21 protein-coding genes and 1 tRNA gene are annotated in these 25,389 nt (G+C 64.8%); 17 read left to right on the top strand and 5 right to left on the bottom strand.

The features are described 5' to 3' along the window. Positions 1-19: 19 nt before the first annotated feature. On the bottom strand, positions 20-1,045 hold the full coding sequence (tsaD, locus tag LU671_RS06550) for a tRNA (adenosine(37)-N6)-threonylcarbamoyltransferase complex transferase subunit TsaD (RefSeq protein WP_203649916.1): 1,026 nt from the start codon (positions 1,043-1,045) through the stop codon (positions 20-22). 205 nt (positions 1,046-1,250) lie between these two features. Between tsaD and rpsU the strand changes: the two genes are divergently transcribed. From rpsU to LU671_RS06525, 5 genes are all read left to right on the top strand, one after another. Continuing rightward, positions 1,251-1,466, top strand: a complete 216-nt coding sequence (gene rpsU / locus LU671_RS06545) for a 30S ribosomal protein S21 (protein ID WP_003255575.1) — start codon at positions 1,251-1,253, stop codon at positions 1,464-1,466. Positions 1,467-1,747: 281 nt separating this feature from the next. Continuing rightward, positions 1,748-3,736, top strand: a complete 1,989-nt coding sequence (dnaG, locus tag LU671_RS06540; protein ID WP_232855073.1) for a DNA primase — start codon at positions 1,748-1,750, stop codon at positions 3,734-3,736. A 67-nt stretch (positions 3,737-3,803) separates the two neighbouring features. Continuing rightward, positions 3,804-5,654, top strand: a complete 1,851-nt coding sequence (gene rpoD, locus LU671_RS06535; protein ID WP_232855072.1) for an RNA polymerase sigma factor RpoD — start codon at positions 3,804-3,806, stop codon at positions 5,652-5,654. Between the two features lie 120 nt (positions 5,655-5,774). Next, on the top strand, positions 5,775-9,518 hold the full coding sequence (locus tag LU671_RS06530; protein WP_232855071.1) for a bifunctional diguanylate cyclase/phosphodiesterase: 3,744 nt from the start codon (positions 5,775-5,777) through the stop codon (positions 9,516-9,518). A 17-nt stretch (positions 9,519-9,535) separates the two neighbouring features. Further along, positions 9,536-9,612: transfer RNA gene (locus LU671_RS06525), tRNA-Ile, on the top strand. Positions 9,613-9,692: 80 nt separating this feature from the next. Here LU671_RS06525 and prfH read toward each other — a convergent pair. Both prfH and LU671_RS06515 read right to left on the bottom strand, forming a co-directional pair. Continuing rightward, complete coding sequence (gene prfH, locus LU671_RS06520; RefSeq protein WP_232855070.1) at positions 9,693-10,313, bottom strand: peptide chain release factor H; 621 nt, start codon at positions 10,311-10,313, stop codon at positions 9,693-9,695. Further along, positions 10,313-11,449 carry an RNA ligase RtcB family protein gene (locus LU671_RS06515; protein WP_232855069.1) on the bottom strand — a complete coding sequence of 379 codons (1,137 nt, stop codon included), beginning with the start codon at positions 11,447-11,449 and terminating at the stop codon, positions 10,313-10,315. Before LU671_RS06515 ends, prfH begins: the two co-directional genes overlap by 1 nt. 451 nt (positions 11,450-11,900) lie before the next feature. Here LU671_RS06515 and LU671_RS06510 point away from each other — a divergent pair, with 451 nt between their 5' ends. Then, positions 11,901-12,272 (top strand): hypothetical protein, encoded by a 372-nt coding sequence (locus LU671_RS06510; RefSeq protein WP_046857393.1) that lies wholly within the window; start codon positions 11,901-11,903, stop codon positions 12,270-12,272. 54 nt (positions 12,273-12,326) lie between these two features. On the opposite strand, the gene LU671_RS06505 is transcribed toward LU671_RS06510, so the two are convergent. Next, complete coding sequence (locus LU671_RS06505; protein ID WP_232855068.1) at positions 12,327-13,022, bottom strand: CatB-related O-acetyltransferase; 696 nt, start codon at positions 13,020-13,022, stop codon at positions 12,327-12,329. Positions 13,023-13,178: 156 nt separating this feature from the next. On the opposite strand from LU671_RS06505, the gene LU671_RS06500 reads away from it, so the two are divergent. Further along, the gene (locus LU671_RS06500) at positions 13,179-13,640 is read left to right on the top strand and encodes an Lrp/AsnC family transcriptional regulator (RefSeq protein ID WP_088852407.1); all 462 of its coding nucleotides are present in this window, start codon (positions 13,179-13,181) and stop codon (positions 13,638-13,640) included. 16 nt (positions 13,641-13,656) lie between these two features. Here LU671_RS06500 and LU671_RS06495 read toward each other — a convergent pair whose 3' ends face one another. Further along, the gene (locus tag LU671_RS06495; RefSeq protein WP_232855067.1) at positions 13,657-13,947 is read right to left on the bottom strand and encodes a DUF3077 domain-containing protein; all 291 of its coding nucleotides are present in this window, start codon (positions 13,945-13,947) and stop codon (positions 13,657-13,659) included. 551 nt (positions 13,948-14,498) lie between these two features. Between LU671_RS06495 and LU671_RS06490 the strand changes: the two genes are divergently transcribed. The 10 genes from LU671_RS06490 to LU671_RS06445 all read left to right on the top strand — a co-directional run bounded on the left by LU671_RS06490 (position 14,499) and on the right by LU671_RS06445 (position 25,269). Then, positions 14,499-14,813 (top strand): helix-turn-helix domain-containing protein, encoded by a 315-nt coding sequence (locus tag LU671_RS06490; protein ID WP_096049206.1) that lies wholly within the window; start codon positions 14,499-14,501, stop codon positions 14,811-14,813. Positions 14,814-14,973: 160 nt separating this feature from the next. Further along, positions 14,974-16,656, top strand: a complete 1,683-nt coding sequence (locus LU671_RS06485) for a flavin monoamine oxidase family protein (RefSeq protein ID WP_232855066.1) — start codon at positions 14,974-14,976, stop codon at positions 16,654-16,656. Between the two features lie 16 nt (positions 16,657-16,672). Beyond that, a complete protein-coding gene (locus LU671_RS06480) occupies positions 16,673-17,455 on the top strand; it encodes a carbon-nitrogen hydrolase family protein (RefSeq protein ID WP_232855065.1) in 783 nt (260 codons plus the stop codon). Between the two features lie 180 nt (positions 17,456-17,635). Beyond that, positions 17,636-19,951, top strand: coding sequence for a pyrroloquinoline quinone biosynthesis protein PqqF (gene pqqF, locus LU671_RS06475; RefSeq protein WP_232855064.1), 2,316 nt, complete (start codon positions 17,636-17,638; stop codon positions 19,949-19,951). A gap of 170 nt (positions 19,952-20,121) precedes the next feature. Further along, on the top strand, positions 20,122-20,193 hold the full coding sequence (gene pqqA, locus LU671_RS06470) for a pyrroloquinoline quinone precursor peptide PqqA (RefSeq protein WP_003243383.1): 72 nt from the start codon (positions 20,122-20,124) through the stop codon (positions 20,191-20,193). Positions 20,194-20,284: 91 nt separating this feature from the next. Further along, a complete protein-coding gene (pqqB, locus tag LU671_RS06465; protein ID WP_232855063.1) occupies positions 20,285-21,196 on the top strand; it encodes a pyrroloquinoline quinone biosynthesis protein PqqB in 912 nt (303 codons plus the stop codon). Between the two features lie 118 nt (positions 21,197-21,314). Then, the gene (gene pqqC / locus LU671_RS06460; RefSeq protein WP_203649870.1) at positions 21,315-22,070 is read left to right on the top strand and encodes a pyrroloquinoline-quinone synthase PqqC; all 756 of its coding nucleotides are present in this window, start codon (positions 21,315-21,317) and stop codon (positions 22,068-22,070) included. Beyond that, complete coding sequence (gene pqqD, locus LU671_RS06455; protein ID WP_203649868.1) at positions 22,067-22,342, top strand: pyrroloquinoline quinone biosynthesis peptide chaperone PqqD; 276 nt, start codon at positions 22,067-22,069, stop codon at positions 22,340-22,342. Before pqqC ends, pqqD begins: the two co-directional genes overlap by 4 nt. Then, positions 22,314-23,462: a pyrroloquinoline quinone biosynthesis protein PqqE gene (pqqE, locus tag LU671_RS06450; RefSeq protein WP_203649866.1), complete on the top strand. Its 1,149-nt coding sequence runs from the start codon at positions 22,314-22,316 to the stop codon at positions 23,460-23,462. Before pqqD ends, pqqE begins: the two co-directional genes overlap by 29 nt. Next, positions 23,443-25,269 carry a S9 family peptidase gene (locus LU671_RS06445; RefSeq protein ID WP_232855062.1) on the top strand — a complete coding sequence of 609 codons (1,827 nt, stop codon included), beginning with the start codon at positions 23,443-23,445 and terminating at the stop codon, positions 25,267-25,269. The genes pqqE and LU671_RS06445 overlap by 20 nt, the downstream gene beginning before the upstream one ends. Positions 25,270-25,389 lie beyond the last annotated feature (120 nt).

The following is a 25,389-nucleotide window of genomic DNA, read 5'->3' as shown; positions in this document are numbered from 1 at the left end:
CGCATGACCCCGGCGCGGCTCACACCGCCGGCAACTGCTCCATCGGCCAGCGCGCCTGCACGCTGATGGCCAGGTCCTGCTGCTGCCCGGCCAGCAGGCGCTGGCAACCGGCGTAGGCGATCATCGCGCCGTTGTCAGTGCAGAACCGTGGACGGGCGTAATAGACATTGCCCTTGATGCTGGCCAGCATGTCTTCCAGCGAAGCACGCAAGGCGGTGTTGGCACTCACGCCACCGGCGATGACCAGACGCTTGAGGCCTGTCTGCTTGAGGGCGCGCTTGCACTTGATGGTCAGAGTCTCCACCACCGCCTGCTGGAACGCCAGCGACACGTCGCAACGGGTTTGCTCGTTGTCGTCCCCGGCGTCGCGGCATTGCTGCCAGGTGTTCAGGGCAAAGGTCTTGAGGCCGCTGAAACTGAACTGCAGACCTGGCCGATCGCACATTGGCCGCGGGAACACGAAGCGCCCGGGCGTGCCTTGCTCGGCCAGGCGGGCGATTTCCGGTCCACCCGGATAATTGAGGCCGATCAGCTTGGCGGTCTTGTCGAAGGCTTCGCCAGCGGCGTCGTCCAGGCTCTCGCCCAGCAGCTCGTACTGGCCGATGCCATCGACCCGCACCAGCTGGGTGTGGCCGCCCGACACCAACAAAGCGACGAACGGAAACTCCGGTGGCTGCTCCTCGAGCATCGGCGCCAGCAGATGGCCTTCCATATGGTGCACGCCGATCGCCGGAATATCCCAGGCGAACGCCAGCGCCTGGGCGCAGGAGGCGCCCACCAGCAGTGCGCCGACCAGGCCGGGACCCGCGGTGTAGGCGATGGCGTCGATCTCGGTGGCGACGCAGTCGGCTTCCTGCAGCACCTGGCGGATCAGCGGCAGCATGCGCTTGACGTGGTCGCGCGAGGCGAGCTCGGGCACCACGCCGCCATAGACGCGGTGCAGGTCGATCTGGCTGAACAGCGCGTCGGCCAGCAGGCCGCGCTCACTGTCGTATAATGCGACGCCAGTTTCGTCGCAGGATGTTTCCAATCCCAGTACTAGCATGGGTCCGTGCCTTGTCGAGGCTGAATTCGAAGGCGCGCATGATAGTCCCCGTGTCCGGTGCCGACCAGCGGTTTTCGATCAGAGGCTTTGCATTCCGGCCAGCTAAGGGTTAACATCCGCAACCCTTGAAAACCGACGTTCTCCAGCACACCTTATGTTTTGCCAGGAGCACGTCTACCCCGGTAATGAATTAAGGTAGCCCTGGATGCCAGCCGTCAAAGTTAAAGAGAACGAACCCTTCGACGTAGCTCTGCGTCGTTTCAAGCGCTCCTGCGAAAAAGCCGGTGTACTGGCTGAAGTTCGTAGCCGCGAGTTTTACGAGAAGCCGACCGCCGAGCGCAAGCGCAAAGCCGCTGCCGCTGTAAAGCGTCACGCCAAGAAGGTTCAGCGCGAACAGCGCCGCGCCGTTCGTCTGTACTAAGTACAGCCGTTCTACGCAAAGCTTCTGCCATGCCCGGCCTCGTGCCGGGCTGATGGCAGCGGTCGCTTCAAACCCTTGGCCATGCGCCTTGGGTGCCCCGGCAAAAGCCATGGGCAACCTGCATCAACGCGTCAGAACTGGTCCTTGACCAGGCGTGCACGTCCTTTCTGACGAGCCCTTCATGGGCTGGTGACGAGCACACTCCTCTTCCTGCTAGATACCCCACGCCAAACCCGCGCACAAGCGTTTAGACTTGCCAGCTGCCAGATGACGAGACTGCCATGGCCGGGCTGATTCCCCAGAGCTTCATCGATGACCTTCTCAACCGCACCGACATCGTCGATGTGGTGAGTTCGCGCGTCCAGCTGAAGAAGACCGGCAAGAACCTGTCCGCCTGCTGCCCGTTCCACAAGGAAAAGAGCCCCTCCTTCACCGTCAGCCCCGACAAGCAGTTCTACTACTGCTTCGGCTGCGGCGCCGGCGGCAACGCGCTTGGCTTCATCATGGACCACGACAACCTGGACTTCCCCCAGGCGGTCGAGGAACTGGCCCGCGCGGCCGGCATGGAAGTACCCCGGGAAGAAGGCCGTCGCGGACAGAAGCCGCGCCAGCCAACCGATTCACCGCTATACCCGCTGCTGGAAGCGGCCAGCGAGTTCTACCGCCAGGCCCTGCGCGGCCACGCCACCCGCAAGGCGGCGGTGGACTACCTCAAGGGCCGCGGCCTGTCCGGCGAGATCGCCCGCGACTTCGGCCTGGGCTTCGCCCCGCCGGGCTGGGACAACCTGCTCAAGCACCTGGGCGCCGACTCGCTGCAGCAGAAAGTGATGATCGACGCAGGCCTGCTGATCGAGAATGCCGAAAGCGGCAAGCGCTACGACCGCTTCCGCGACCGGGTGATGTTCCCGATCCGCGACAGCCGTGGCCGGGTCATCGCCTTCGGCGGCCGGGTACTGGGCGACGACAAGCCCAAGTACCTGAACTCCCCGGAAACCCCGGTGTTCCACAAGGGCCAGGAACTGTACGGCCTGTACGAGGCACGCAAGCACAACCGCAACCTCGACGAGATCATCGTGGTCGAGGGCTACATGGACGTCATCGCCCTGGCCCAGCAGGGCCTGCGCAACGCGGTGGCCACCCTCGGCACGTCCACCAGCGAGGAGCACCTCAAGCGCCTGTTCCGCGTGGTGCCCAGCGTGCTGTTCTGCTTCGACGGCGACCAGGCCGGACGCAAGGCTGCCTGGCGCGCCCTGGAGGCAACCCTGTCGAGCCTGCAGGACGGCCGCCGTGCGCGCTTCCTGTTCCTGCCCGAAGGTGAGGATCCGGACAGCCTGGTACGCGCCGAAGGCACCGACGCCTTCCAGGCCCGTATCAACCAGCACGCCCAGCCGCTGGCCGACTACTTCTTCGAACAGTTGAGCAACGAGGCCGACCCGCGCTCGCTGGAAGGCAAGGCGCACATGGTCACCCTCGCCGCACCACTGATCGAAAAGGTGCCGGGAGCCAACCTGCGCCAGTTGATGCGCAACCGCCTGAAGGACATCACCGGCCTCGACCCGCAACAGATGGAGCAGTTGGCGCAGAGCGCGCCGACGCCCAGCGTGCCGGATTACGACCCCGGCTACGACTACGACGCAATGGCCAGCTACACGCCGGACCATGGCGACCTGCACTACCAGCCCGACTACGCCCCGGCGCAACAGGAGCAACGCCCCTGGACGCCGAACAAGGGCGGCGGCAAGAAACAATGGGACGGTAAGCCGTGGGACAAGAAAGGCGGCAAGCCCTGGCAACGCGACGGCCAGCGCGGCGAAGCCCCGCCACGGGTACCGGCGCCGGTCGAGCCGCCGACGCTGTCGGCCCTGCGCACCCTGCTGCACCACCCGTTGCTGGCCGGCAAGGTCGAGGACGCCAGTCACTTCGCCGACGAAGAACAATTGTACAGCCAACTGCTGGTGGCACTGATCGAGGCCGCGCAGAAGAATCCTAAGCTAAGCTCTATGCAGCTGATCGCACGCTGGCACGGCACCGAACAGGGCCGCCTGTTGCGCGCCCTGGCAGAAAAGGAGTGGTTGATCGATGCCGACAACCTTGAACAACAGTTTTTCGACACTATAACTAGTTTGTCCGCTCGCCAACGCGAGCGCAGCCTGGAACATCTGCTCAGGAAAGCGCGTCTAAGCGAACTGAGCACAGAGGAAAAATCTCAGCTGCTCGCCTTGCTGAGCCGCAATGTTCCCGCACAAAACCCGACCTCATCTGGCGCGTGAGGTCCAGGTTCGGGTATAATCCTCGGCTTGTTTTTTGCCCGCCAAGACCTTCAGTGGATAGGGTGTTATGTCCGGAAAAGCGCAACAGCAATCTCGTATCAAAGAGTTGATCACCCGCGGTCGTGAGCAGGGCTACCTGACTTACGCGGAGGTCAACGACCACCTGCCTGAGGATATTTCAGATCCGGAACAGGTGGAAGACATCATCCGCATGATCAACGACATGGGGATCAACGTATTCGAGAGTGCTCCGGATGCGGATGCCCTGTTGTTGGCGGAAGCCGACACCGACGAAGCCGCAGCCGAAGAAGCCGCCGCAGCGTTGGCGGCAGTAGAGACCGATATCGGCCGCACGACCGACCCGGTGCGCATGTACATGCGCGAAATGGGTACCGTCGAGCTGCTGACCCGCGAAGGCGAGATCGAAATCGCCAAGCGTATCGAGGAAGGCATCCGTGAAGTCATGGGCGCCATCGCTCACTTCCCGGGCACCGTCGACTACATCATCAGCGAATACGACCGCGTCACCGTCGAAGGCGGCCGTCTGTCCGATGTCCTCAGCGGTTATATCGACCCTGACGACAACATCGCCGCGCCGACCGAAGAAGTACCGATTCCAGGTGCCAAGGCCGCCGCTGCGAAGGAAGAAGAAGACGACGACGACGAAAACGCTGAAAGCAGCGATGACGAGGAAGAGACCGAAAGCGGTCCGGATCCGGTCGTTGCCGCGCAGCGCTTCGGTGCGGTCAAGGATCAGCTGGTCGACACCCTCAAGGTGCTGAAGAAGCACGGTCGAGGCCACAAGGACAGCATCGGCGCCATGCAGGCCCTGGCTGACCTGTTCATGCCGATCAAGCTGGTACCGAAGCAGTTCGACGTACTGGTCGAGCGTGTACGCGGCGCCCTTGACCGCCTGCGCCAGCAAGAACGCGCCATCATGCAACTGTGCGTGCGTGACGCGCGCATGCCGCGCGCCGACTTCCTGCGCCTGTTCCCGAGCAACGAAACCGACCAGACCTGGTCCGGTGACCTGGCCAAGCGCAACACCAAATGGGCCGCCGCCCTGGGTGAAAAGGACGCCGCCATCGTCGCCTGCCAGCAGAAGTTGATCGACCTCGAGACCGAGACCGGCCTGACCGTTGTCGAGATCAAGGACATCAACCGCCGCATGTCCATCGGCGAAGCCAAGGCCCGCCGCGCCAAGAAGGAAATGGTCGAGGCGAACCTGCGTCTGGTGATCTCGATCGCCAAGAAGTACACCAACCGCGGCCTGCAGTTCCTCGACCTGATCCAGGAAGGCAACATCGGCCTGATGAAGGCGGTGGACAAGTTCGAATACCGTCGCGGCTACAAGTTCTCGACCTACGCCACCTGGTGGATCCGCCAGGCGATCACCCGCTCGATCGCCGACCAGGCGCGCACCATCCGTATCCCGGTGCACATGATCGAGACGATCAACAAGCTCAACCGTATTTCCCGGCAGATGCTGCAGGAAATGGGTCGCGAACCGACCCCGGAAGAGCTGGGCGAACGCATGGAGATGCCTGAGGACAAGATCCGCAAGGTGTTGAAGATCGCCAAAGAGCCGATCTCCATGGAGACCCCGATCGGTGACGACGAAGATTCGCACCTGGGCGACTTCATCGAGGACTCGACCATGCAGTCCCCGATCGACGTGGCCACGGTCGAAAGCCTCAAGGAAGCGACCCGTGACGTGCTCTCGGGCCTGACCGCGCGCGAAGCCAAGGTGCTGCGCATGCGTTTCGGCATCGACATGAACACCGACCACACCCTCGAAGAGGTAGGCAAGCAGTTCGACGTGACCCGCGAGCGGATCCGTCAGATCGAAGCCAAGGCGCTGCGCAAGCTGCGCCACCCGACGCGAAGCGAGCATCTGCGCTCCTTCCTCGACGAGTAAAGACGAACCCCGGCCCAGGCCGGGGTTTTTCTTATGTGACAGAAGGTCGTTGCCACTGTCTACCCAGCGGGCGAGATGCCCGTCTACACTCGAATCAGTCCCCCTGATCGAGAGGCCGCTATGCCCATGATGCCGGCCTTCCTGTTGCTGCTCCTGCTCGCCTGGAACACAACGGCCGGCGCCCTGACCCTGACCGACGAGGAACAAGCCTGGCTCAGCGCCCACCCACAGCTGCGCCTGGGCGTCGATGCTTCATGGCCGCCGTTCGAATTCCGCGACCAGGAAGGTCGCTACCAGGGATTGGCCGCCGATTACATCGCCCTGATCCAGGAACGCCTGGGGATCACCCTCAAGCCGATAGAGCCCAGCAGCTGGACCGAAGTGCTCGAACAGGCGCGCAGCAACCGCCTCGACCTGCTCCCCGGGATCATGTCCACCCCGGAGCGCCAGAACTACCTGGCCTTCACCCGCCCCTACCTGGACTTCCCGATCGTCATCCTCGCCCATTCCGGCGGCGCGCAACCGCGCAACCTCAAGGACCTTTACGGCCTGAAGATCGCCGTGGTGGAGAACTACGCCCCTCACGAACTGCTGCGTACCCACCACCCGGACCTCAACCTGGTGGCCATGCCCAACGTCAGCTCGACCCTGCAGGCACTGGCCACCGACGAGGTCGACGCAGTGGTCGGCGACCTCGCCTCGAGCATCTGGAGCCTGCGTCAGCTAAAGCTGGACGGCCTGTACGTCAGCGGCGAGACCCCTTACCGCTACCAGCTGGCCATGGCCGTGCCCCGTCAGCAAAAGGTGCTGGTCGGCATCCTCGACAAGGTGATGGCCGACATGAGCAGCAGTGAAGTCAGCCACATCCAGCAACGCTGGGTGGGCAACGTCGTCGATCAGCGGACCTTCTGGCACGATGTACTGCTCTATGGCCTGCCGGCGGTGCTGGTGCTGATGGCCATCCTGGCGGTGGTGATCCGCATCAACCGCCGCCTGAGTTCGGAGATTTCCCGGCGTATCGCCCTGGAACAGGAGCTGCGCAGCAGCGAGTACCACTACCGCGGCCTGATCGAGAGCCTGTCGGCGGTGGCCTGGGAGGCCGATGCCAACGACTTCAGCTACAGCTATGTCTCGCCCCACGCCGAGGACCTGCTCGGTTACCCCACGGGCGAGTGGCTCAAGCCCGGCTTCTGGCGCAGCATCCTGCACCCGGAGGATGCCCTCTGGGCGCAGGCCTACTGCGACAGTGAAACGGCGGCCGGACGCGATCACAGCCTCGACTACCGGGTGATCCGCGCCGACGGCCATACCCTGTGGGTGCGCAATATCGTCAGCATGATCGAGCACGGCCACAAGTCGCTGATGCGCGGGCTGATGATCGACATCAGCGAGACCAAGCATACCGAGGATGCCCTGCGCCTGTCGGAGCAGAAGTTCGCCTCGGTGTTCCAGCAATGCCCGGACATCCTGATCATCGCCCGGCACAGCGACGGCTGCCTGCTGGAGGTCAACGAAGCGTTCGAGGAGCTGATCGGCCTGAATCCTGCGCAAGTGATCGGCCGCACCGCCACCGAGCTCGGCTTGTGGGGTGTGGCCGGCACCGGCCCGGCATTGCTCGAACGCCTGCACCGCGGCGGCATCCGCAACCTGGAAATGACCTTCCGGCGCAACAACGGCGAGCTGTTCACCGGCCTGACCTCGGCCGAAACCTTCGAACTGGACAGCATGCCGGCACTGGTGGTGGCGATCCGCGACATCAGCCAGCTCAAGGAAACCCAGCAGCAACTGCAGACCTCCGAGGAGAAGTTCGCCAAGGCCTTCCACGCCTCCCCCGACGGGCTGCTGCTGTCGCGCCAGAGCGACGGCCTGCTGCTGGAGGTCAACGAAGGCTTCTGCCGCCTGACCGGCTACGATGTCAGCACGACGGTTGACCAGACCTCGCTGGACCTCGGTATCTGGGTCGACCTCGGAGAACGCCAGCGCCTGGTCGATCAACTACAGCGCGATGGCTTCGTGCGCGACTTCAGCTGCCATATCCGCCGCAGCGACGGACAGATCCGCCTCTGCGAGCTGTCCGCCCGGCCACTGCCGATCGGCGGCGTCGACTGCATGCTGACCATCGCCCGCGACATTACCGAGCGCCACCTGATGCAGGAGAAGCTGCAACTGGCCGCCACGGTGTTCGAGAACACCGCCGAAGGCGTGCTGATAACCGACACCGACCAGCGCATCAGCGCGGTCAACCGCGCCTTCAGCGAGATCACCGGCTACAGCGAGATCGAAGCCCTTGGCCAGACCCCGCGCCTGCTCGCCTCCGGCCAGCACGACAGTGCCTTCTACGTTGCCATGTGGCACCAGCTGACCGCCGAGGGCCACTGGCAGGGCGAGATCTTCAACAAACGCAAGAACGGCGAGCTGTACCCCGGCTGGCTGACCATCAGCGCCGTGCGCAACCACGAGCGCGAGATCACCCACTTCGTCGCCGTGTTCGCCGACATCTCCAGCCTCAAGCACGCCCAGGCCAAGCTCGACTACCAGGCCCACCACGACCCGCTCACCGGCCTGCCCAACCGCGCCCTGTTCGAAAGTCGCCTGCAGGCCGCGCTGAACTGCGCCCAGATATCCAATCGCCAGGGCGCGGTGCTGTTCCTCGACCTCGACCGCTTCAAGCACATCAACGACAGCCTCGGCCACCCGGTGGGCGACCTGCTGCTCAAGGGCATCGCCCAGCGCCTCAAGGAGCAGGTGCGCGACGTGGACACCGTGGCCCGCCTGGGCGGCGACGAGTTCATCATCCTCCTGCCCGGCCTGCACAAGCCCAGTGATGCCAGCGCCATCGCCAACAAGCTGCTGGCCGGCTTCCACGCGCCGTTCCAGGCCGGCGAGCACGAGTTCTTCACCAGCGCCAGCATCGGCATCAGCCTGTACCCGCAGGACGGCACCGATGTCGCCAGCCTGATCCGCAACGCCGACGCCGCGATGTACCGCTCCAAGGCCAAGGGCCGAAACCGCGTCGAGGCCTACACCCGCGAGCTCACCACCCAGGCCAGCGAACGCATCGCCCTCGAACACGAGTTGCGCCGCGCCATCGAGCGCAACGAGCTGAGCCTGTGCTACCAGCCCAAGTTCAGCCTCAAGACCCAGAACCTGGTCGGCGCCGAGGCGCTGGTCCGCTGGACCCACCCCACGTTCGGCGAAGTGCCGCCCGAGCAGTTCATCCACCTGGCCGAGGAGAATGGAACCATCCTGCAGCTCGGCGACTGGGTGCTGGAGCAGGCCTGCCGACAGATGCACGCCTGGAAGAAGGCCTACCACGCCTTCGGCCCGCTCTCGATCAACCTGGCCGGCGCCCAGCTGCGCCAGCCTAGCCTGGCCCGGCGCATCGAACAGCTGCTGCGCAGCTACCAGCTCAAGGCCGGCGACCTGCAGCTGGAGATCACCGAGAACTTCATCATGAGCCAGGCCGAGGAAGCGCTGAGCGTGCTGCACCAGCTCAAGTTGCTGGGCGTGCAGCTGGCCATCGACGACTTCGGCACCGGCTACTCCTCGCTCAGCTACCTAAAGCGCCTGCCGCTGGACATCCTCAAGATCGACCAGTCGTTCATCCGCGGCCTGCCCGATGATCCCCACGACGCCGCCATCGCCCGCGCCATCATCGCCCTGGGCCGCAGCATGCAGCTGACGATCATTGCCGAAGGCGTGGAAAACCAGGCGCAGCAGCGCTTCCTGGCCGGCGAAGGCTGCGAGCAGATCCAGGGCTACATCGTCAGCCTGCCGCTGCCGCCGGAGGAGTTCGCGGCGACCTTTCTTCGCATAGCACAAACGGATCTTTCGGATGGCACGCTATCGAAACCCTCGTTATAATCCTGCGCACCTGCTGAGGGCCTATAGCTCAGTTGGTTAGAGCAGAGGACTCATAATCCTTTGGTCCACGGTTCGAGTCCGTGTGGGCCCACCAAACAGAAAGCCGCGCGATGCGCGGCTTTTGCGTTTTTGGCGGGACCACCTCAGATACAGTCCTATGGTCTCGCACACAATCTACTCGTCAGCCGGCTCGAAGCGCTCGCCACGAAACACCCGACGGGGATTGCCACGCTCGATGCGGTGATGGAACAACCGCCGCTCCGCGCGCAGTTCGCTGTCGACCTGCTCTGCCTGCTGCGCCAGGCGTTGACCGATGAGCAGCAGCGCCAAGCGTTTGTTGGCGTGCTGGCTACGCTCGCTCTGTACCTTGACGCTGACGCCGCTGGCCAGGTGCGTGGCGCGCACTGCCGAGTCGGTGGTGTTGACATGCTGGCCACCCGGCCCGGACGAACGCAAGGTCTCGAAGTGGATCTCGCTCGCCAGTTCCGGTGCCGGTGGCGCAAACCGTGCGCCCCCAAAGAACCAGTTCTTGCGCGCATGCCCCGGCCGGTACGGACTGCTGCACGTCCATTGCAGCGAGCCCGTCCAGTGATCCGCCAGGCGCTCGGCCTGCTCACCATCCAGTGCCAGCAACACCGAGCGCAAGGTACCGCGCCGCGGCCCCGATTCTTCTTCGAGTATCCGAACCGCCACGGCCTGGGCATCCGCTTCGGCCTGCAGCCTGAGCAATGCCTTGGCCACTGCCAGGGCACATTCTTCCGGCCCCTGAGCCGCCGAGAGTTGCAGCAGGATCATCAGCAGCACCCTCCGCGCGTCTTGTAGGTGAGCACCGGTTTCAGTCGTGCCAGCACGCGAACCAACCCCGCTTCACGCAAGGCACCCACCACCGAGTCGATAGCCTTGTAGGCCTCCGGCGCTTCCTCGTAGATCAGCGCCCGGTCGGCGCAGATCACGCGGCTGCCTAGTGCCGTACGACTCAGTTGCTCGACGCTGTAGCGCGAGGCGAGGCGGTCCTTGCACTCGCTGCGCATCCATTTGCGTCCGGCGCCATGGGCCAGGGACAACAGGCTGCGCTCGTCGGCGATCGGCTGTACCAAGTAGCTGTAGTCGCCGCGCGAACCAGGGATCACCACCGCCCCCTGATCCGACGGTGTGGCGCCTTTGCGATGCAGCCAACCATCGAGCCCGTCGACCTGCGCTGGCGACACCAGGTTGTGGTTGATGTCGAGCAGTACATCGCCATCGGCACGCAAGCGGTCGAGCATGCGCCGGGCAATCAACTGACGGTTGGCTTCGGCAAAACGCAGCGCGCCGTCGTGCCGGCCCAGGTAATGAGTGCTGGCCTCGCTGCCCGCCTCCAGTCCGTGATGACCGAACAGGTCGACCTGCTCACGCAAGATCGCCTCGCCCAAACCACGCGAGCCGCTGTGCACCAGCAACAGCAGGTGTTTGCGCTCGATGCTCAAGGCTGCCAGGGCCGTATCGTCGTAGCTTTCATCGAGTTGCTGCAGCTCGGCGAAGTGGTTACCACCACCAATGGTGCCTAGAGAACGCTCGTGCCCCGTGGCAGGCAAACCGAAGCTGGCGACGGCCTCCTGCCACGTCTCGTCGAGCGGCAGGTCGAGGTTGCCAAGGCGTTTCTCCAGCTTGTCCAGATGCAGCTTGGCGGTCGGGATGTCCGTGCGCCACAGCGCCATGCCACAGCCGATGTCATTGCCGACCAGCGCCGGGTACAAACGCCCCACGGAAAAGAATGCCGCGCCGACCGGATAGCCACGCCCCGGATGCAGGTCCGGCATGCCGGCCACCCGATGCATGCCCCCTAGGCGAGCGGTGGTTTCGAGTTGTTGGATCGCTTTTCCTTCGATCCAGGTGTCGTCCGCGGCGACCAATACGGCGCCGTCGGACAAATTGCGAATGCAAGTGCCCATAGTCCAATCCTGATGGGTTGAAACAAAAAGATGTTCGGATTGGCAGGCCAGAGGCCGGGCGTTGCGGTACCGCTAACGAGTAGCGGCGAATGCGTTCAAGCCAGGCGCGACCTGCAAAGGGTGATCAACTGTTGCATGATGTACCTCCTTTGCTGTCGGGTGAGAGAAGGCGGGGATCTTAGGTATGTAATTGCCACCTTGCAACAACCTTGATCACATTTTCACCAGGAGAACAACGTCATGGCCGAAAAACCTGGCCGCTCCGCGGTACAAAAAACAATACACGGGCGGTACAGTGCCCAGCTTCCCCTGGATTTGTAGCTCGGGTCGCGCTGACCAGCGGCAAAGTGCCTTTAGCACACCCGTTCTATTTCGCCATTACTGCCGCGTTTCTAGAATCCCTCCATCGCTTCGGCACCGGGTCGGAGCCCAGTGATCGAGGGAACGTCACATGAACATCCAAGGAACGCTTGGGGCCCTGCTCGTTGTACCGATGCTGGCCACGCTCGCAGGTTGCGTGGCACCGGGCTCCTACAACCAGGGCCAGCAGCCCAGCCAGATGGCCGGCGGCAACGCCCCGTGCACGCCCAGTGCGACCGACAACCTGATCTCCACCGGCCGCAGCCTGCTCAGCATCGCCAACTCCGTGCTCGAAACCAAGAACAGCATGAATGGCACTTCAGCCACCTATGACCAACGCATGCAGCTTGCGGAGAACGCGCAGAAGGTCAACAAAGGCAACCAGATGCTCGACAACGTCGAGAGCATGACTGCTGGCCTGAAGTCGCCTTGCGCCACGGCGCAGACCAGTGCGTCACGTTGATCAAATCCGATCAGGGCTGCGCAGCAGCCCCGGTCGTGACAGATTCTCGGCAATTCAAGCCGACGTCAGCACCTTGCAGCCACGCCGCGAAATCTCGATCCTCGCGTAACTTGCCTCACCGAGCCCGCTGATCCGATCAAGACAGGCGGCAGGGTCATGCAGCGGCAGCTCCAGCAACTGCCGGGTATCGCGCTCCCACCAGCGCGATGCGAGCAAGCGCTCGATCATCGCTTCCGGGTATCGATAACGCACGACCTTGGCCGGAAAGCCCGCCACCACGGCGTAGGGCGGTACGTCCCGGGTGACCAGGGCGCGGGTGGCAATGATTGCGCCCGTGCCCACCTCGACGCCTTCCATGATCATCGCGCCTTCGCCGATCCACACGTCGTGACCGATACGTGCCGGTGTGCTCGGCGGTTCGTATTGCCACTGGGTGCCGGTGAACTGGAAAGGGTGCGAACTCAGCCAATCGGTGGGGTGAGCGTATTTTTCCTGGCCGATGACCACCGCGCTGCCAATGGAGCAGTAACGCCCGATCGATTCGACCACCTGCAGCGAACCGCCGCTGCGGATATAGGTATGAGCCCCGATCGCGACGTCGAGGGTGGCGGCGCTGACCGCCACATCGCCCATGCGCACTTCGGCTTCGAGCGCCAGCTTCGCCCGCTTGCCGAACTTGGAAATGCCTGTGCTCACCTTGCAACCGTGTTGGCGAATCCATCGCCGCCAGTACCAGTCCTTGAACTTCATGGGTCAATCACTCCTGCCATGGTCCAGGCTGCCCGATGGCAGCGGCCTGCCATCGTACCGTCTTGTCGGCGCAATGCCAGCCCCGGACACCTTTGTACGCCTTGCGCGAAGCGGTCGCGCTTGCATAGGCTAGCAGCTCGACAAAAGAGACCTACCATGCCGGCCACCTCCTCCATCGCCCTTGACGCCATCGATCGCCAGTTGATCGCGCTGCTGCAGATCAATGCCCGCGAAAGCGTCGCCACCCTCGCCCGCCAGCTGGGCATCGCCCGCACCACGGTGAACTCGCGGCTCGAGCGCCTGGAGCGCAACAAGGTGATCACCGGCTATGGCGTGCGCCTGGGCCAGCGCCTGATCGGCGGCGGCCTGCAGGCGTACGTGGGGATCAAGGCGCAGCCGCGCTCGGGCAAGGACATCGTGCGCCACCTCAGCGCCATGGGGCAGGTCCAGCAGTTGTGCGCGGTCAGTGGCGAGTTCGACTACGTGGCCTGGCTGCTCAGCGACTCGCCGGAGCAACTGGACCAGTTGCTCGACCTGATCGGCAGCCTCGACGGGGTGGAGAAGACCACCACGTCGATCATCCTCAGCAGCAAGGTGGACCGCGGCCAGCCGGGCTGACCGCGGCGCCCGGCCCTCAGGCCTCCATCGCGTCGAGCAGCCCTTCCAGCAGCGCGCGCACCGTTTCCGCCGAATGCAGGATCGACCAGATCATCGCCCTCCCCGCCTCGGGGGCATGGTGCTGGGCGTAGTCGTCGGCGATTTCCTGGATGGCCCGGGCCAGCATGCTGGCGTGGACCAGGGCGTCGGCGGCATCGACGCCGGGGCGCACGGTGAAGATGGGGGGATGACTGGACTGGCAGGAGCAGAAGGACTGCTCGGTGGTTGGGTTCAGGGAAAGGGGTGGGTCGGGGACGATCTTTTTCATAGCGCAGTATCCAAGTTGAGCCAGGGATTACTGCCATCTGCATCCTTCTCACGGGAATTGGGTGGCAGCCGTACGCGGGGTGAGAATCCGGCCAACTTGGAAACCGGCCAGGCAAAAGCCTGCCCGCGCAAGGCTGCCATAACGCATGCCTCGGCGCTCAAGTTGGAAGAGGGTTCTCACGCCCGCTCACCGAATAGGCGGTGACCGGCTGAAGTTAACCGCGAAGGGTTCTCCCAAACTGCCAGACCGAGGCTACATGGCTCGTAGGATACTTCCTGTTATTACATGTCTCTGTAGGACCAAGCTGATTCTCTCCAGCGCGACGTAGACTTTGTGGGAGCGGGCTTGCCCCGCGATCACGGGCGGAGCCCGTGCCATAACCCGATAATCACTATGCGGCCCAATTCGCGGGGCAAGCCCGCTCCCACAAGGTATGTATCTCGCCTCAAGACTTGGGAACCCGCCAAATGAAACAACTTGAAAGTAATTTTCTATACGTAGATCACGTACAGAAATGGCAACATGGCGCACCTGAAAAGCAGGAGCCACCAATGCCACGCAACATCTTCACTGAACTCACCGAAGGCTTCGACGCCCTCGCCGATGAGCGCGCCGGCAAACTGACCCTGCGCTCGCACAAGGTGACCTTCGAGGAGCTTGCCCCGCTGGCCCCCAACGAACTGACCGAACTGCGCCAGCGCCTGAACATGTCCCGGGCGGTGTTTGCCGCTTACCTGCGCACCAACGCCCGCACCCTGGAGAGCTGGGAACAGGGCCGCTCAAAGCCCAACGCCCAGGCCGTGGCGCTGATTCGACTGGTGCAGAAGTACCCTGAAACCGTCGAGCATCTGGCATCGCTGAGCTGATTCGTCAGTATTGAATAAATATGAATCATTAAGACGAAACAAAGCACATAACGACGCCACTCTGCACCTTAATAACGAGCACCCCACTTCATAAAATGGCCACCAGGCATTCTCTATACTCAGGCTCCGCCCCCTGCGCAGCCCCTGGCAAGGTCATTACATGAACAAGAAAAACCGCCACCCCGCCGACGGCAAGAAACCCATCACCATCTTCGGCCCCGACTTCCCCTTCGCCTTCGACGACTGGCTGGAGCACCCGGCCGGCCTGGGCAGCATTCCCAAGGAGCGCCATGGCGAAGAGGTGGCGATCGTCGGTGGCGGTATCGCCGGGCTGGTGGCGGCCTACGAGCTGATGAAGCTGGGCCTCAAGCCCGTGGTGTATGAAGCCTCCAAGCTGGGTGGCCGGCTGCGCTCGCAGGCGTTCAACGGCACCGACGGCATCGTCGCCGAACTGGGTGGCATGCGCTTCCCGGTGTCGTCCACGGCGTTCTACCACTACGTCGACAAGCTGGGCCTGGAGACCAAGCCCTTCCCCAACCCGCTGACCCCCGCATCGGGCAGCACGGTCATCGACCTGGAAGGCCAGACCTACTACGCCGAGAAATCCGCCGACCTGCCGCAGCTGTTCCACGAAGTGGCCGAGGCCTGGGCCGACGCCCTGGAGAGCGGCGCGCAGTTCGGTGATATCCAGCAGGCCATCCGCGACCGCGACGTGCCGCGCCTCAAGGACCTGTGGAACAAGCTCGTGCCACTGTGGGACGACCGCACCTTCTATGACTTCGTCGCCACCTCGCGCTCGTTCGCCAAGCTGAGCTTCCAGCACCGCGAAGTGTTCGGCCAGGTCGGCTTCGGCACCGGCGGCTGGGATTCGGACTTCCCCAACTCGATGCTGGAAATCTTCCGCGTGGTGATGACCAACTGCGACGATCACCAGCACCTGGTGGTCGGCGGCGTCGAGCAGGTGCCGCAGGGCATCTGGCGCCATGTACCGGAACGTTGCGCCCACTGGCCGGCCGGCACCAGCCTCAGCGGCCTGCACGGCGGCGCGCCACGCACCGGGGTCAAGCGCATCGCCCGCGCCGCCGATGGCCGCCTGGCGGTCACCGACAACTACGGCGACGTGCGCCATTACGCGGCGGTGCTCACCACCTGCCAGAGCTGGCTGCTGACCACCCAGATCGACTGCGAGGAGTCGCTGTTCTCGCAGAAGATGTGGATGGCCCTGGACCGCACCCGCTACATGCAGTCGTCGAAGACCTTCGTCATGGTCGACCGGCCGTTCTGGAAGGACAAGGACCCGGAAACCGGCCGCGACCTGATGAGCATGACCCTCACCGATCGCCTGACCCGCGGCACCTACCTGTTCGACAACGGCGACGACAAACCAGGGGTGATCTGCCTGTCCTACGCCTGGATGAGCGACGCCCTGAAGATGCTGCCGCACCCGACCGAAAAGCGCGTGCAACTGGCCCTCGACGCACTGAAGAAGATCTACCCCAAGACCGATATCGCCGGGCATATCATCGGCGACCCGATCACCATCTCGTGGGAGGCCGACCCGCACTTCCTCGGCGCCTTCAAGGGCGCGCTGCCGGGCCACTACCGCTACAACCAGCGCATGTACGCGCATTTCATGCAGCAGGACATGCCCGCCGAACAGCGCGGCATCTTCATCGCCGGTGACGACGTGTCGTGGACCCCGGCCTGGGTGGAAGGCGCGGTGCAGACTTCGCTGAACGCGGTGTGGGGTATCATCAACCACTTCGGTGGCCAGACCCACCCGGACAACCCCGGCCCGGGCGATGTGTTCCACGAGATCGGCCCGATCGCCCTGGCCGACTGAGCGTAGGAGTAGCGCCATGCGCATCGCCCTGTTCCAGGGCACGCCCAAGCCGTTGGACGTGCCCGGCAACCTCGAGCGCCTGCAGCACCAGGCCCAGCAGGCGGCCGCCCGTGGCGCGCAGTTGCTGGTGTGCCCGGAGATGTTCCTCAGCGGCTACAACATCGGCCTGGACCAGGTGGAACGTCTGGCCGAGGCCGAGGACGGCCCCTCGGCCATGAGCGTCGTCGAGATCGCCCAGGCGCACCGGATCGCCATCGTCTATGGCTATCCGGAGCGGGCCGAGGACGGGTCGATCCACAACAGCGTGCAACTGATCGACGCCCATGGCCGCAGCCTGTGCAACTACCGCAAGACCCACCTGTTCGGCGAGCTGGACCGCTCGATGTTCAGCCCGGGCGCCGATCACTTCCCGGTGGTCGAGCTGGACGGCTGGAAGGTCGGGCTGCTGATCTGCTACGACATCGAGTTCCCGGAAAACGCCCGGCGCCTGGCGCTGAACGGTGCCGAGCTGATCCTGGTGCCGACGGCGAACATGGCGCCTTATGACTTCGTCTGTCAGGTGACCGTGCGCTCGCGGGCGCAGGAGAACCAGTGTTATCTGGTGTACGCCAACTACTGCGGCAGCGAGGGCGAGATCCGGTATTGCGGGCAGAGCAGCATCGTCGGGCCGGATGGTGATGTGCTGGTGATGGGCGGGGATGAGGAAGGACTGTTATTGGCAGACCTGCAGCGTGAGCGGGTATTGAAAGGGCGGGAGGCGTTTCCCTACCTGGCGGACTTGCGTCGGGATCTGCATTAACAGCCAGTCCTTTCAGGGTGTTGAGAATTGGCGCTCGGCTTGGAGCTGCCGGGGCTGCTTTGCAGCCCTTTCGCGGCACAAGGCCGCTCCTACAGGGGGGCGCGGTCGCCTGTAGGAGCGGCCTTGTGCCGCGAAAAGGCCAGAACAGACAACCTCGGCATTGCGCGCTAGCATGGCGTCATGTCCGATGCCATTCGCCACCTCATCCTCGCCAACGGCCTGCACCTGACCCTGCGCCACGCGCCACGCCTCAAGCGCGCGGCGGCTGCGCTGCGGGTGCATGCCGGCAGCCACGACGCACCAGCGCGCTGGCCGGGCCTGGCGCACTTTCTCGAACACCTGTTCTTCCTCGGTAACAGGCGTTTTCCGCTGGACGACGGCCTGATGCGCTACGTCCAGGGCCTGGGTGGCCAGGTCAACGCCAGCACCCGCGAGCGCACCACCGACTTCTTCTTCGAAGTGCCCCCCGTGGCGCTGGCTGGTGGGCTGGAGCGTCTGTGCCAAATGCTCGCCGAGCCGGACTTCGCCATCGAACGCCAGCGCCGCGAGCGGGAGGTGATCCATGCCGAGTTCATCGCCTGGTCGCGCAACCCCGAGGCACAGCGTCAGTTCGCCCTGTTGCAGTCGGTGTCGGCGCGCCATCCGCTGAGCGGCTTCCATGCTGGCAACCGTCATAGCCTGCCGCTGGAAAGCCAGGCCTTCCAGCAAGGACTGAGGCAGTTCCACCACGACTTCTACCAGGGCGGGCAACTCACCCTGAGCCTGGCCGGCCCGCAGCCGCTGGAAGAGCTGGCGCACCTGGGCAGGCAGTTCGGCGGGCTGTTCGCCAAGGGCGAAAGCGTCACCCGGCAACGGCCACCCGCCTTGCTCGACGCGCCGCTGCACCAACCAGACGCCTGGGGCAACCGCCACGACCTGCTGTTCGCCCATGACGGACTGCCGGATGGCGCGGAACAGGCGCTCGAACTGCTGCTGGCCCAGCTCACCGACAGCCGGCCCGGCGGCTGGCTGGACGCCTTGCGCCGGCGCGGCTGGCTGCAGGGCTGCAAGGCGCAACAACTCCACGCCCATGCCGGGCAGTTGCTCTGGCATGTCCAGCTGCAGCTGTCGGACCAGGCCTGCCTGGACAAGACCCGGGAGCTGCTGCACGGCTGGCTGGGTTTTCTGCGGCAACAGGACCACAAGCAACTGAACGATCGCTTCACCCGCCTGCAGCAACGCCATGAACAGGCCGCCAGCGCACTGGAACTGGCCCAGCGCGACAGTGCCGGCCGGCCTTTCGCAGGGCTCGGGACACAAGGCCTGGACGCCTTCGCCGCACTGCTGTGGGACTTGCCTTTCTCGGCTGTCGGAGACTGGCAATTGCCTGCCGATGAAGCGCTGCTGGCAACCGAACTACCCACGCTCAGTACGCTGTTGCCAGCAGGGCTCGATATCGGCGACTGCCTGCCGCCCTCTCGCCAGTTTGCGACCCTCGACCTGCGTTGGCACATTCCTTCGCCGCTGCGTCAGCGCATGCAGGCCGTTCTGCAACACAGCCTGCAACCCCTGCGCGAGCGGGCCGCGCAGGCGGCGCTGCAACTGGGCTTCGAGACCCTTGGCGAGTACTGGCAGTTGCGCCTGGCGGGGCATCCGCTGGCCGTGATCATTGCCACGCAGGAAGCCCTGACCTTGCTGCGCGCGCCGACCCGAAAGCATTGGCACTCGCCAGCGGCAGCCGAAGCGCCGCTGATTCCGATCCGAGCCCTGCTGAAGGCACTGCCGGACGCCTTACTGAAGGGTGAGGGTCAATCGCAGCCAGCCTGCACCCTGGACCAGTCGCGGCTCGACACACTCTGGCAGCAGGCACGCTGGCAGGGATTGGCGCAAGGGTTCACCCCCGCCCAACAGGGCGCCCTGGGCACGGCACTGCAAGACCTCATGGGACAACCGATCGCCGCCTCGCCAGCGCGCCCGATCCTCGGACGCCGTTGGCAGCAGGTCCCGACTTCGGGCAGCGAGCCCGCGCTGTTGCTGTTCTGTCCGCTGCCGGCTGATCTGCAGGCCGCCGGTCGCCTGCTCGCCCACGTGCTGCAAGGCCCGTTCTATCAGCGCCTGCGCGTCGAGCTGCAGCTGGGTTACGCCGTGTTCAGCGCCTTTCGTCAGATCGAAGGCTACGCCGGGCTGCTGTTCGGCGTGCAATCGCCGCACGCCGACCACGCACAGATCCTCGGCCATCTGCTGGACCTGCTGCGCCAGGGCGTCGCACTGGCCCCAGCGGCGCGAGCGCAGCTGGCCGATCAGTTCGACGAGACAGCGATGGCCAACGCCGATGTTACGCAATGGGCCTGGCAGGCACATATCGCGACACACAATGCCGACCTGTCGCGCATGCGAGGGTCTATCCTCAATGTCGAACAAGGCCTTCTGGACGAATTGCTCCAGCAGTTGCTCGATGCCAGCCACGGTTGGTTGTGCCTGGCCAACGCCACCGCCCCGGACGCCGAATGGCAATGAAAAACGGCGGGATTGTTACCGCAAATGCAATGGCGCTTTTCGAAGAATTAACCTTTCGGTACAAATTTTTCTTGTAAGATAGCGCAATCTCGGCCAATGGAACCTCTCTCTCCGGGGAGTACCCAATAGTGAGCCGACCACCCCAAACCCCATCCGGAAGGAGCAAGCCCATGTGGACCAAACCTGCATACACTGACCTGCGTATCGGCTTCGAAGTGACCATGTACTTCGCCAACCGTTAAGCGTCTGCGCGGTTCGACGCCTCGGCCCGCCGGGGCGTTTGCGTTTTTCCGATACGGCTTTCGGGCTAACCTTTCCGGCTAGAGAGTACCCATGTACATCCAGATCCTCGGTTCCGCCGCCGGTGGCGGGTTCCCCCAGTGGAACTGCAACTGCGCCAACTGCAAGGGCTACCGTGACGGTACCCTGCGTGCCACGGCGCGCACCCAGTCGTCCATCGCCCTGTCCGACGACGGCGAGCACTGGATCCTGTGCAATGCCTCGCCGGACATCCGCGCACAGCTCCAGGCGTTCGCGCCGATGCAGCCGGCACGCGCCCTGCGCGACACCGGTATCGACGCCATCGTCCTGCTCGACAGCCAGATCGACCACACCACCGGCCTGCTCAGCCTGCGCGAGGGCTGCCCGCACCAGGTGTGGTGCACCGACATGGTCCACCAGGACCTGACCACCGGTTTTCCGCTGTTCAACATGCTCAGCCACTGGAACGGCGGCCTGGTGTGGAACCGCATCGAGCTCGAAGGCAGCTTCGTCATCGACGCCTGCCCGAACCTGCGCCTCACCCCCTTCCCCCTGCGCAGCGCCGCGCCGCCCTACTCCCCGCACCGCTTCGACCCGCACCCGGGCGACAACCTCGGGCTGCTGGTGGAGGACACCCGCACCGGCGGCAAGCTGTTCTACGCGCCGGGCCTGGGCCAGGTCGACGCCAAGCTGCTGGAGATGATGCACGGCGCCGACTGCCTGCTGGTCGACGGCACCCTGTGGGAGGATGATGAGATGCAGCGCCGCGGCGTCGGCACCCGCACCGGCCGCGAGATGGGCCATCTGGCGCAGAACGGCGCGGGCGGCATGCTCGAGGTACTGGATGGCTTCCCGCGCCAGCGCAAGGTGCTTATCCACATCAACAACACCAACCCGATCCTCGATGAGGACTCGCCCGAGCGTGCCGAAGTGGTCCGCCGCGGAGTGGAAGTCGCCTTCGATGGCATGAGCATCGAGTTGTAAGGGCAGCCCTTGCACAACGTGGGAGCGGGCTTGCCCCGCGATAGCGATGGTGAGGCTGACGCCGCCATCGCGGGTCAAGCCCGCTCCCACGTACAACGAACCATCACAGGAGCCCTCCATGAGCGATGCAATGCCCCTGTCCCCTGCCGAGTTCGAGCAGGCCCTGCGCGCCAAGGGCGCCTACTACCACATCCATCACCCCTACCATGTGGCGATGTATGAAGGCCGCGCCAGCCGCGAGCAGATCCAGGGCTGGGTGGCCAACCGCTTTTACTACCAGGTCAACATCCCGATGAAGGATGCCGCGATCCTGGCCAACTGCCCGGACCGCGAAGTGCGCCGCGAGTGGATCCAGCGCCTGCTCGACCACGATGGCGCGCCCGGCGAGGACGGCGGCATCGAGGCCTGGTTGCGCCTCGGCCAGGCCGTGGGCCTGGACCCCGACCAGCTGCGCAGCCAGGAGCTGGTGCTGCCCGGCGTGCGTTTCGCGGTCGACGCCTATGTCAACTTCGCCCGCCGCGCCAGCTGGCAGGAAGCCGCCAGCAGCTCGCTGACCGAGCTGTTCGCCCCGCAGATCCACCAGTCGCGCCTGGACAGCTGGCCGCAGCACTATCCGTGGATCGACCCGGCCGGCTACGAATACTTCCGCACCCGCCTGGGCCAGGCCCGGCGCGATGTGGAGCACGGCCTGGCGATCACCCTGCAGCACTACACCACCCGCGAGGGGCAGGAACGCATGCTGCAGATCCTGCAGTTCAAGCTGGATATCCTGTGGAGCATGCTCGACGCCATGAGCATGGCCTATGAACTGAACCGCCCGCCCTATCACAGCGTCACCCGCGAGCGGGTCTGGCACAAGGGGATCACCCTATGAGTTTCGACCGTCAACAGGTGCCCGCCTGGCGCCCCGGCTACCGTTTCCAGTACGAGCCGGCGCAGAAGGGCCATGTGCTGCTGTACCCCGAGGGGATGATCAAGCTCAACGACAGCGCCGGGCTGATCGGCGGGCTCATCGATGGCCAGCGCAGTGTCGCTTTGATCATCGCCGAACTCGAGCAGCAGTTCCCCGGTGTGCCCGAAGTCGCCGACGACATCGAGCAATTCATGGAGGTGGCCCGTGCCGAACACTGGATCACCCTCGCCTGAGGTACCGGTAGGCCTGCCGCTGTGGCTGCTGGCCGAACTCACCTACCGCTGCCCGCTGCAGTGCCCGTACTGCTCCAACCCGCTGGACTTCGCCGAGCAAGGCAAGGAACTGAGCACCGAGCAGTGGTTCAAGGTGATGGCCGAAGCCCGCGAGATGGGCGCCGCGCAGATCGGCTTTTCCGGCGGCGAGCCGCTGGTGCGCCAGGACCTCGCCGATCTGATCGGCGAAGCCCGGCGCCTGGGCTACTACACCAACCTGATCACCTCCGGCATCGGCCTGACCGAGCAGAAGATCGCCGCGTTCAAGCAGGCCGGACTGGACCATATCCAGATCAGCTTCCAGGCCAGCGACGAGCAGGTGAACAACCTGCTGGCCGGCTCGAAGAAAGCCTTCGCGCAGAAGCTGGAGATGGCCCGGGCGGTGAAGGCCCATGGCTACCCGATGGTGCTCAATTTCGTCACCCATCGGCACAATATCGACAAGATCGACCGCATCATCGAGCTGTGCCTGGCCCTTGAAGCCGACTTCGTAGAGCTGGCCACCTGCCAGTTCTACGGCTGGGCGCACCTCAACCGCCTGGGCCTGCTGCCGACCCGCGCCCAGCTGGAGAGGGCCGAGCGCATCACCAACGAGTACCGGGACAAGCTCAAGGCCGAAGGCAAGCCGTGCAAGCTGATCTTCGTCACCCCGGACTACTACGAAGAGCGCCCCAAGGCCTGCATGAACGGCTGGGGCAGCCTGTTCCTGACCATCACGCCGGATGGCACCGCGTTGCCCTGCCATGGCGCGCGCCAGCTGCCGGTGCAGTTCCCCAATGTGCGCGACCACGACCTGCGGCATATCTGGTACGACTCGTTCGGTTTCAACCGCTTCCGTGGCTATGACTGGATGCCCGAACCGTGCCGCTCATGCGACGAGAAGGAAAAGGACTTCGGCGGCTGCCGTTGCCAGGCCTTCATGCTCACCGGCGACGCCAGCAAGGCGGACCCGGTGTGCGCCAAGTCGCCGGACCATGGCATCATCCTCAAGGCCCGCGAGGAGGCCGAACACGCAACGCTGGAGATCGAACAAATGACCTTCCGCAACGAGCGCAATTCCCATGTCATCGCCCGTGGCTGAGTTCAGCGCCGCCCAGGCGGTGGCCGCCGGCACCGACTTCGCCGAGCTCAAGGTCGGCGCGCAAGGTGTGTTCTGGAACGAGTTCCGCCCCGCCGATGGCGCCTGCCGGGTCTGGCACTGGCGCGATCAGCAGGCCCGCTGCCTGACCCCGGACGGATTCAGTGTGCGCAGCCGGGTCTATGAGTACGGTGGCGGCAGCTTCTGCCTGGGCGACGACGGGCTGGTATTCGTCAACGAAAAGGACCAACAGGTCTACCTGCAGGCCCTGGATGGCAGCCCACCGCGCCCGCTTACCCACGCCGACGACTGCCGCTATGGCGATGTGCAGTGGCAGGCCGGCCAGGTGCTCGCCGTCGAAGAGCAGCATGGCGAACAGGTCGTGCATCGCCTGGTGAGCCTCTCGCCGGAGCATCGACAAATCCTGGCCGAAGGGGCCGACTTCTACGCCTCGCCCACGCTGAGCCACGATGGGGAACGCCTGGCCTGGATCGAGTGGGACCGCCCGGCCCAACCCTGGACCGTCACCCGCCTGATGTGCCGGGAACGCGAACCGTCTGGCGCCTGGGGCCCGGCACGCTGCATCGCCGGGCAGGACGAATCGCTGCAACAGCCACGCTTCGATGAGCAAGGCCGCTTGTATTGCCTGTCCGACCGCGACGGTTTCTGGCAGCCCTGGGGCGAACTCGACGGCCACTGGCAACGCCTGCCCGCCGCGCTCGCCGACCATGCCGCCGCCCCCTGGCAACTGGGCGCCAGCACCTGGCTGGCCCTTGGCCCCGTCAGCTATCTGGCCAGCTGGTTCGAGGACGGTTTCGGGCAACTGGGGCTGCGCCGCGCCGATGGCGAAGTGGAGCGTTATGCCAGTGCGTACACGCGTTTCCGTAGCCTGGCGCTGGATGACGGACAGCTCTACGCCGTAGCCGCCTCGCCGATCAGCCCAGCGGCCGTGATCGCCATCGACCGGCGCAGCCACGAAGTCCAGGTGCTGGCAGGTGGCGCCGAGGTGCTGCCCGCCGAGGACATCAGCCTCCCACAGCCGATCCGTTACGCCAGTGGCGAAGGCGAGGCCAACGGATTCTTCTACCCGGCCATGCAAGGCTCGGATGGGCCATCGCCGCTGGTGGTGTTCATTCACGGCGGCCCGACTTCGGCCTGCTACCCGGTGCTCGACCCGCGCATCCAGTACTGGACCCAGCGCGGCTTTGCCGTCGCCGACCTCAACTACCGGGGCAGCAGCGGCTATGGTCGCGCCTACCGCCAGGCACTGCACCTGAACTGGGGAGCGAGTGATGTGGAAGATGCCTGCGCGGCGGTCGCCCATCTTGCCGGCCTGGGCCTGATCGACCCTGATCAGGCCTTCATTCGTGGCGGCAGCGCCGGCGGCTACACCACCCTTTGCGCCCTGGCCTTCCGGGACGTCTTCCGCGGCGGCGCCAGCCTGTACGGTGTCAGCGACCCCGAGGCGCTGGGCCGGGCCACCCACAAGTTCGAAGGCGACTACCTGGACTGGCTGATCGGCGACCCCCGGCGCGATGCCGAGCGTTATCGCCAGCGCACGCCCCTGCTGCACGCCGGGCAGATCAAGGTGCCGGTGATTTTCTTCCAGGGTGAGCTGGACGCGGTGGTGGTGCCGGAGCAGACCCGCAGCATGCTTGAAGCGCTCAAGGCCAAGGGTATCGAGGCCGAGGGGCATTTCTACGCGGGCGAGCGACATGGCTTTCGCCAGGCGGCGAACCTGGCGCATGCGCTCGAGGAGGAGTGGAAGTTCTACTGCCGGTTGCTAAGCCAGGCAACGCCATCCCTGTAGGAGCGGCCTTGTGCCGCGAAAGGGCCGCGAAGCGGCCCCGGCGATATCTGCTTTACCGCTGAGAACCTGGGGCTGCTTTGCAGCCCTTTCGCGGCACAAGGCCGCTCCTACAGGGGCCGC

The sequence above is a fragment of the Pseudomonas sp. NMI760_13 genome (genome assembly GCF_021283245.1).
Classification (GTDB): Bacteria; Pseudomonadota; Gammaproteobacteria; order Pseudomonadales; family Pseudomonadaceae; genus Aquipseudomonas; species Aquipseudomonas peradeniyensis.
Note: the sequence above shows the minus strand (reverse complement) of the source record. Positions and strands in the feature narration are given on the sequence as shown.

What these genes read in the sequence shown, in the direction of transcription:
- tsaD (WP_203649916.1), bottom strand. Translation starts at nt 1,045, where the DNA reads ATGCTAGTACTGGGATTGGAAACATCCTGCGACGAAACTGGCGTCGCA.
- rpsU (WP_003255575.1), top strand. Translation starts at nt 1,251, where the DNA reads ATGCCAGCCGTCAAAGTTAAAGAGAACGAACCCTTCGACGTAGCTCTG.
- dnaG (WP_232855073.1), top strand. Translation starts at nt 1,748, where the DNA reads ATGGCCGGGCTGATTCCCCAGAGCTTCATCGATGACCTTCTCAACCGC.
- rpoD (WP_232855072.1), top strand. Translation starts at nt 3,804, where the DNA reads ATGTCCGGAAAAGCGCAACAGCAATCTCGTATCAAAGAGTTGATCACC.
- LU671_RS06530 (WP_232855071.1), top strand. Translation starts at nt 5,775, where the DNA reads ATGCCCATGATGCCGGCCTTCCTGTTGCTGCTCCTGCTCGCCTGGAAC.
- prfH (WP_232855070.1), bottom strand. Translation starts at nt 10,313, where the DNA reads ATGATCCTGCTGCAACTCTCGGCGGCTCAGGGGCCGGAAGAATGTGCC.
- LU671_RS06515 (WP_232855069.1), bottom strand. Translation starts at nt 11,449, where the DNA reads ATGGGCACTTGCATTCGCAATTTGTCCGACGGCGCCGTATTGGTCGCC.
- LU671_RS06510 (WP_046857393.1), top strand. Translation starts at nt 11,901, where the DNA reads ATGAACATCCAAGGAACGCTTGGGGCCCTGCTCGTTGTACCGATGCTG.
- LU671_RS06505 (WP_232855068.1), bottom strand. Translation starts at nt 13,022, where the DNA reads ATGAAGTTCAAGGACTGGTACTGGCGGCGATGGATTCGCCAACACGGT.
- LU671_RS06500 (WP_088852407.1), top strand. Translation starts at nt 13,179, where the DNA reads ATGCCGGCCACCTCCTCCATCGCCCTTGACGCCATCGATCGCCAGTTG.
- LU671_RS06495 (WP_232855067.1), bottom strand. Translation starts at nt 13,947, where the DNA reads ATGAAAAAGATCGTCCCCGACCCACCCCTTTCCCTGAACCCAACCACC.
- LU671_RS06490 (WP_096049206.1), top strand. Translation starts at nt 14,499, where the DNA reads ATGCCACGCAACATCTTCACTGAACTCACCGAAGGCTTCGACGCCCTC.
- LU671_RS06485 (WP_232855066.1), top strand. Translation starts at nt 14,974, where the DNA reads ATGAACAAGAAAAACCGCCACCCCGCCGACGGCAAGAAACCCATCACC.
- LU671_RS06480 (WP_232855065.1), top strand. Translation starts at nt 16,673, where the DNA reads ATGCGCATCGCCCTGTTCCAGGGCACGCCCAAGCCGTTGGACGTGCCC.
- pqqF (WP_232855064.1), top strand. Translation starts at nt 17,636, where the DNA reads ATGTCCGATGCCATTCGCCACCTCATCCTCGCCAACGGCCTGCACCTG.
- pqqB (WP_232855063.1), top strand. Translation starts at nt 20,285, where the DNA reads ATGTACATCCAGATCCTCGGTTCCGCCGCCGGTGGCGGGTTCCCCCAG.
- pqqC (WP_203649870.1), top strand. Translation starts at nt 21,315, where the DNA reads ATGAGCGATGCAATGCCCCTGTCCCCTGCCGAGTTCGAGCAGGCCCTG.
- pqqD (WP_203649868.1), top strand. Translation starts at nt 22,067, where the DNA reads ATGAGTTTCGACCGTCAACAGGTGCCCGCCTGGCGCCCCGGCTACCGT.
- LU671_RS06445 (WP_232855062.1), top strand. Translation starts at nt 23,443, where the DNA reads ATGTCATCGCCCGTGGCTGAGTTCAGCGCCGCCCAGGCGGTGGCCGCC.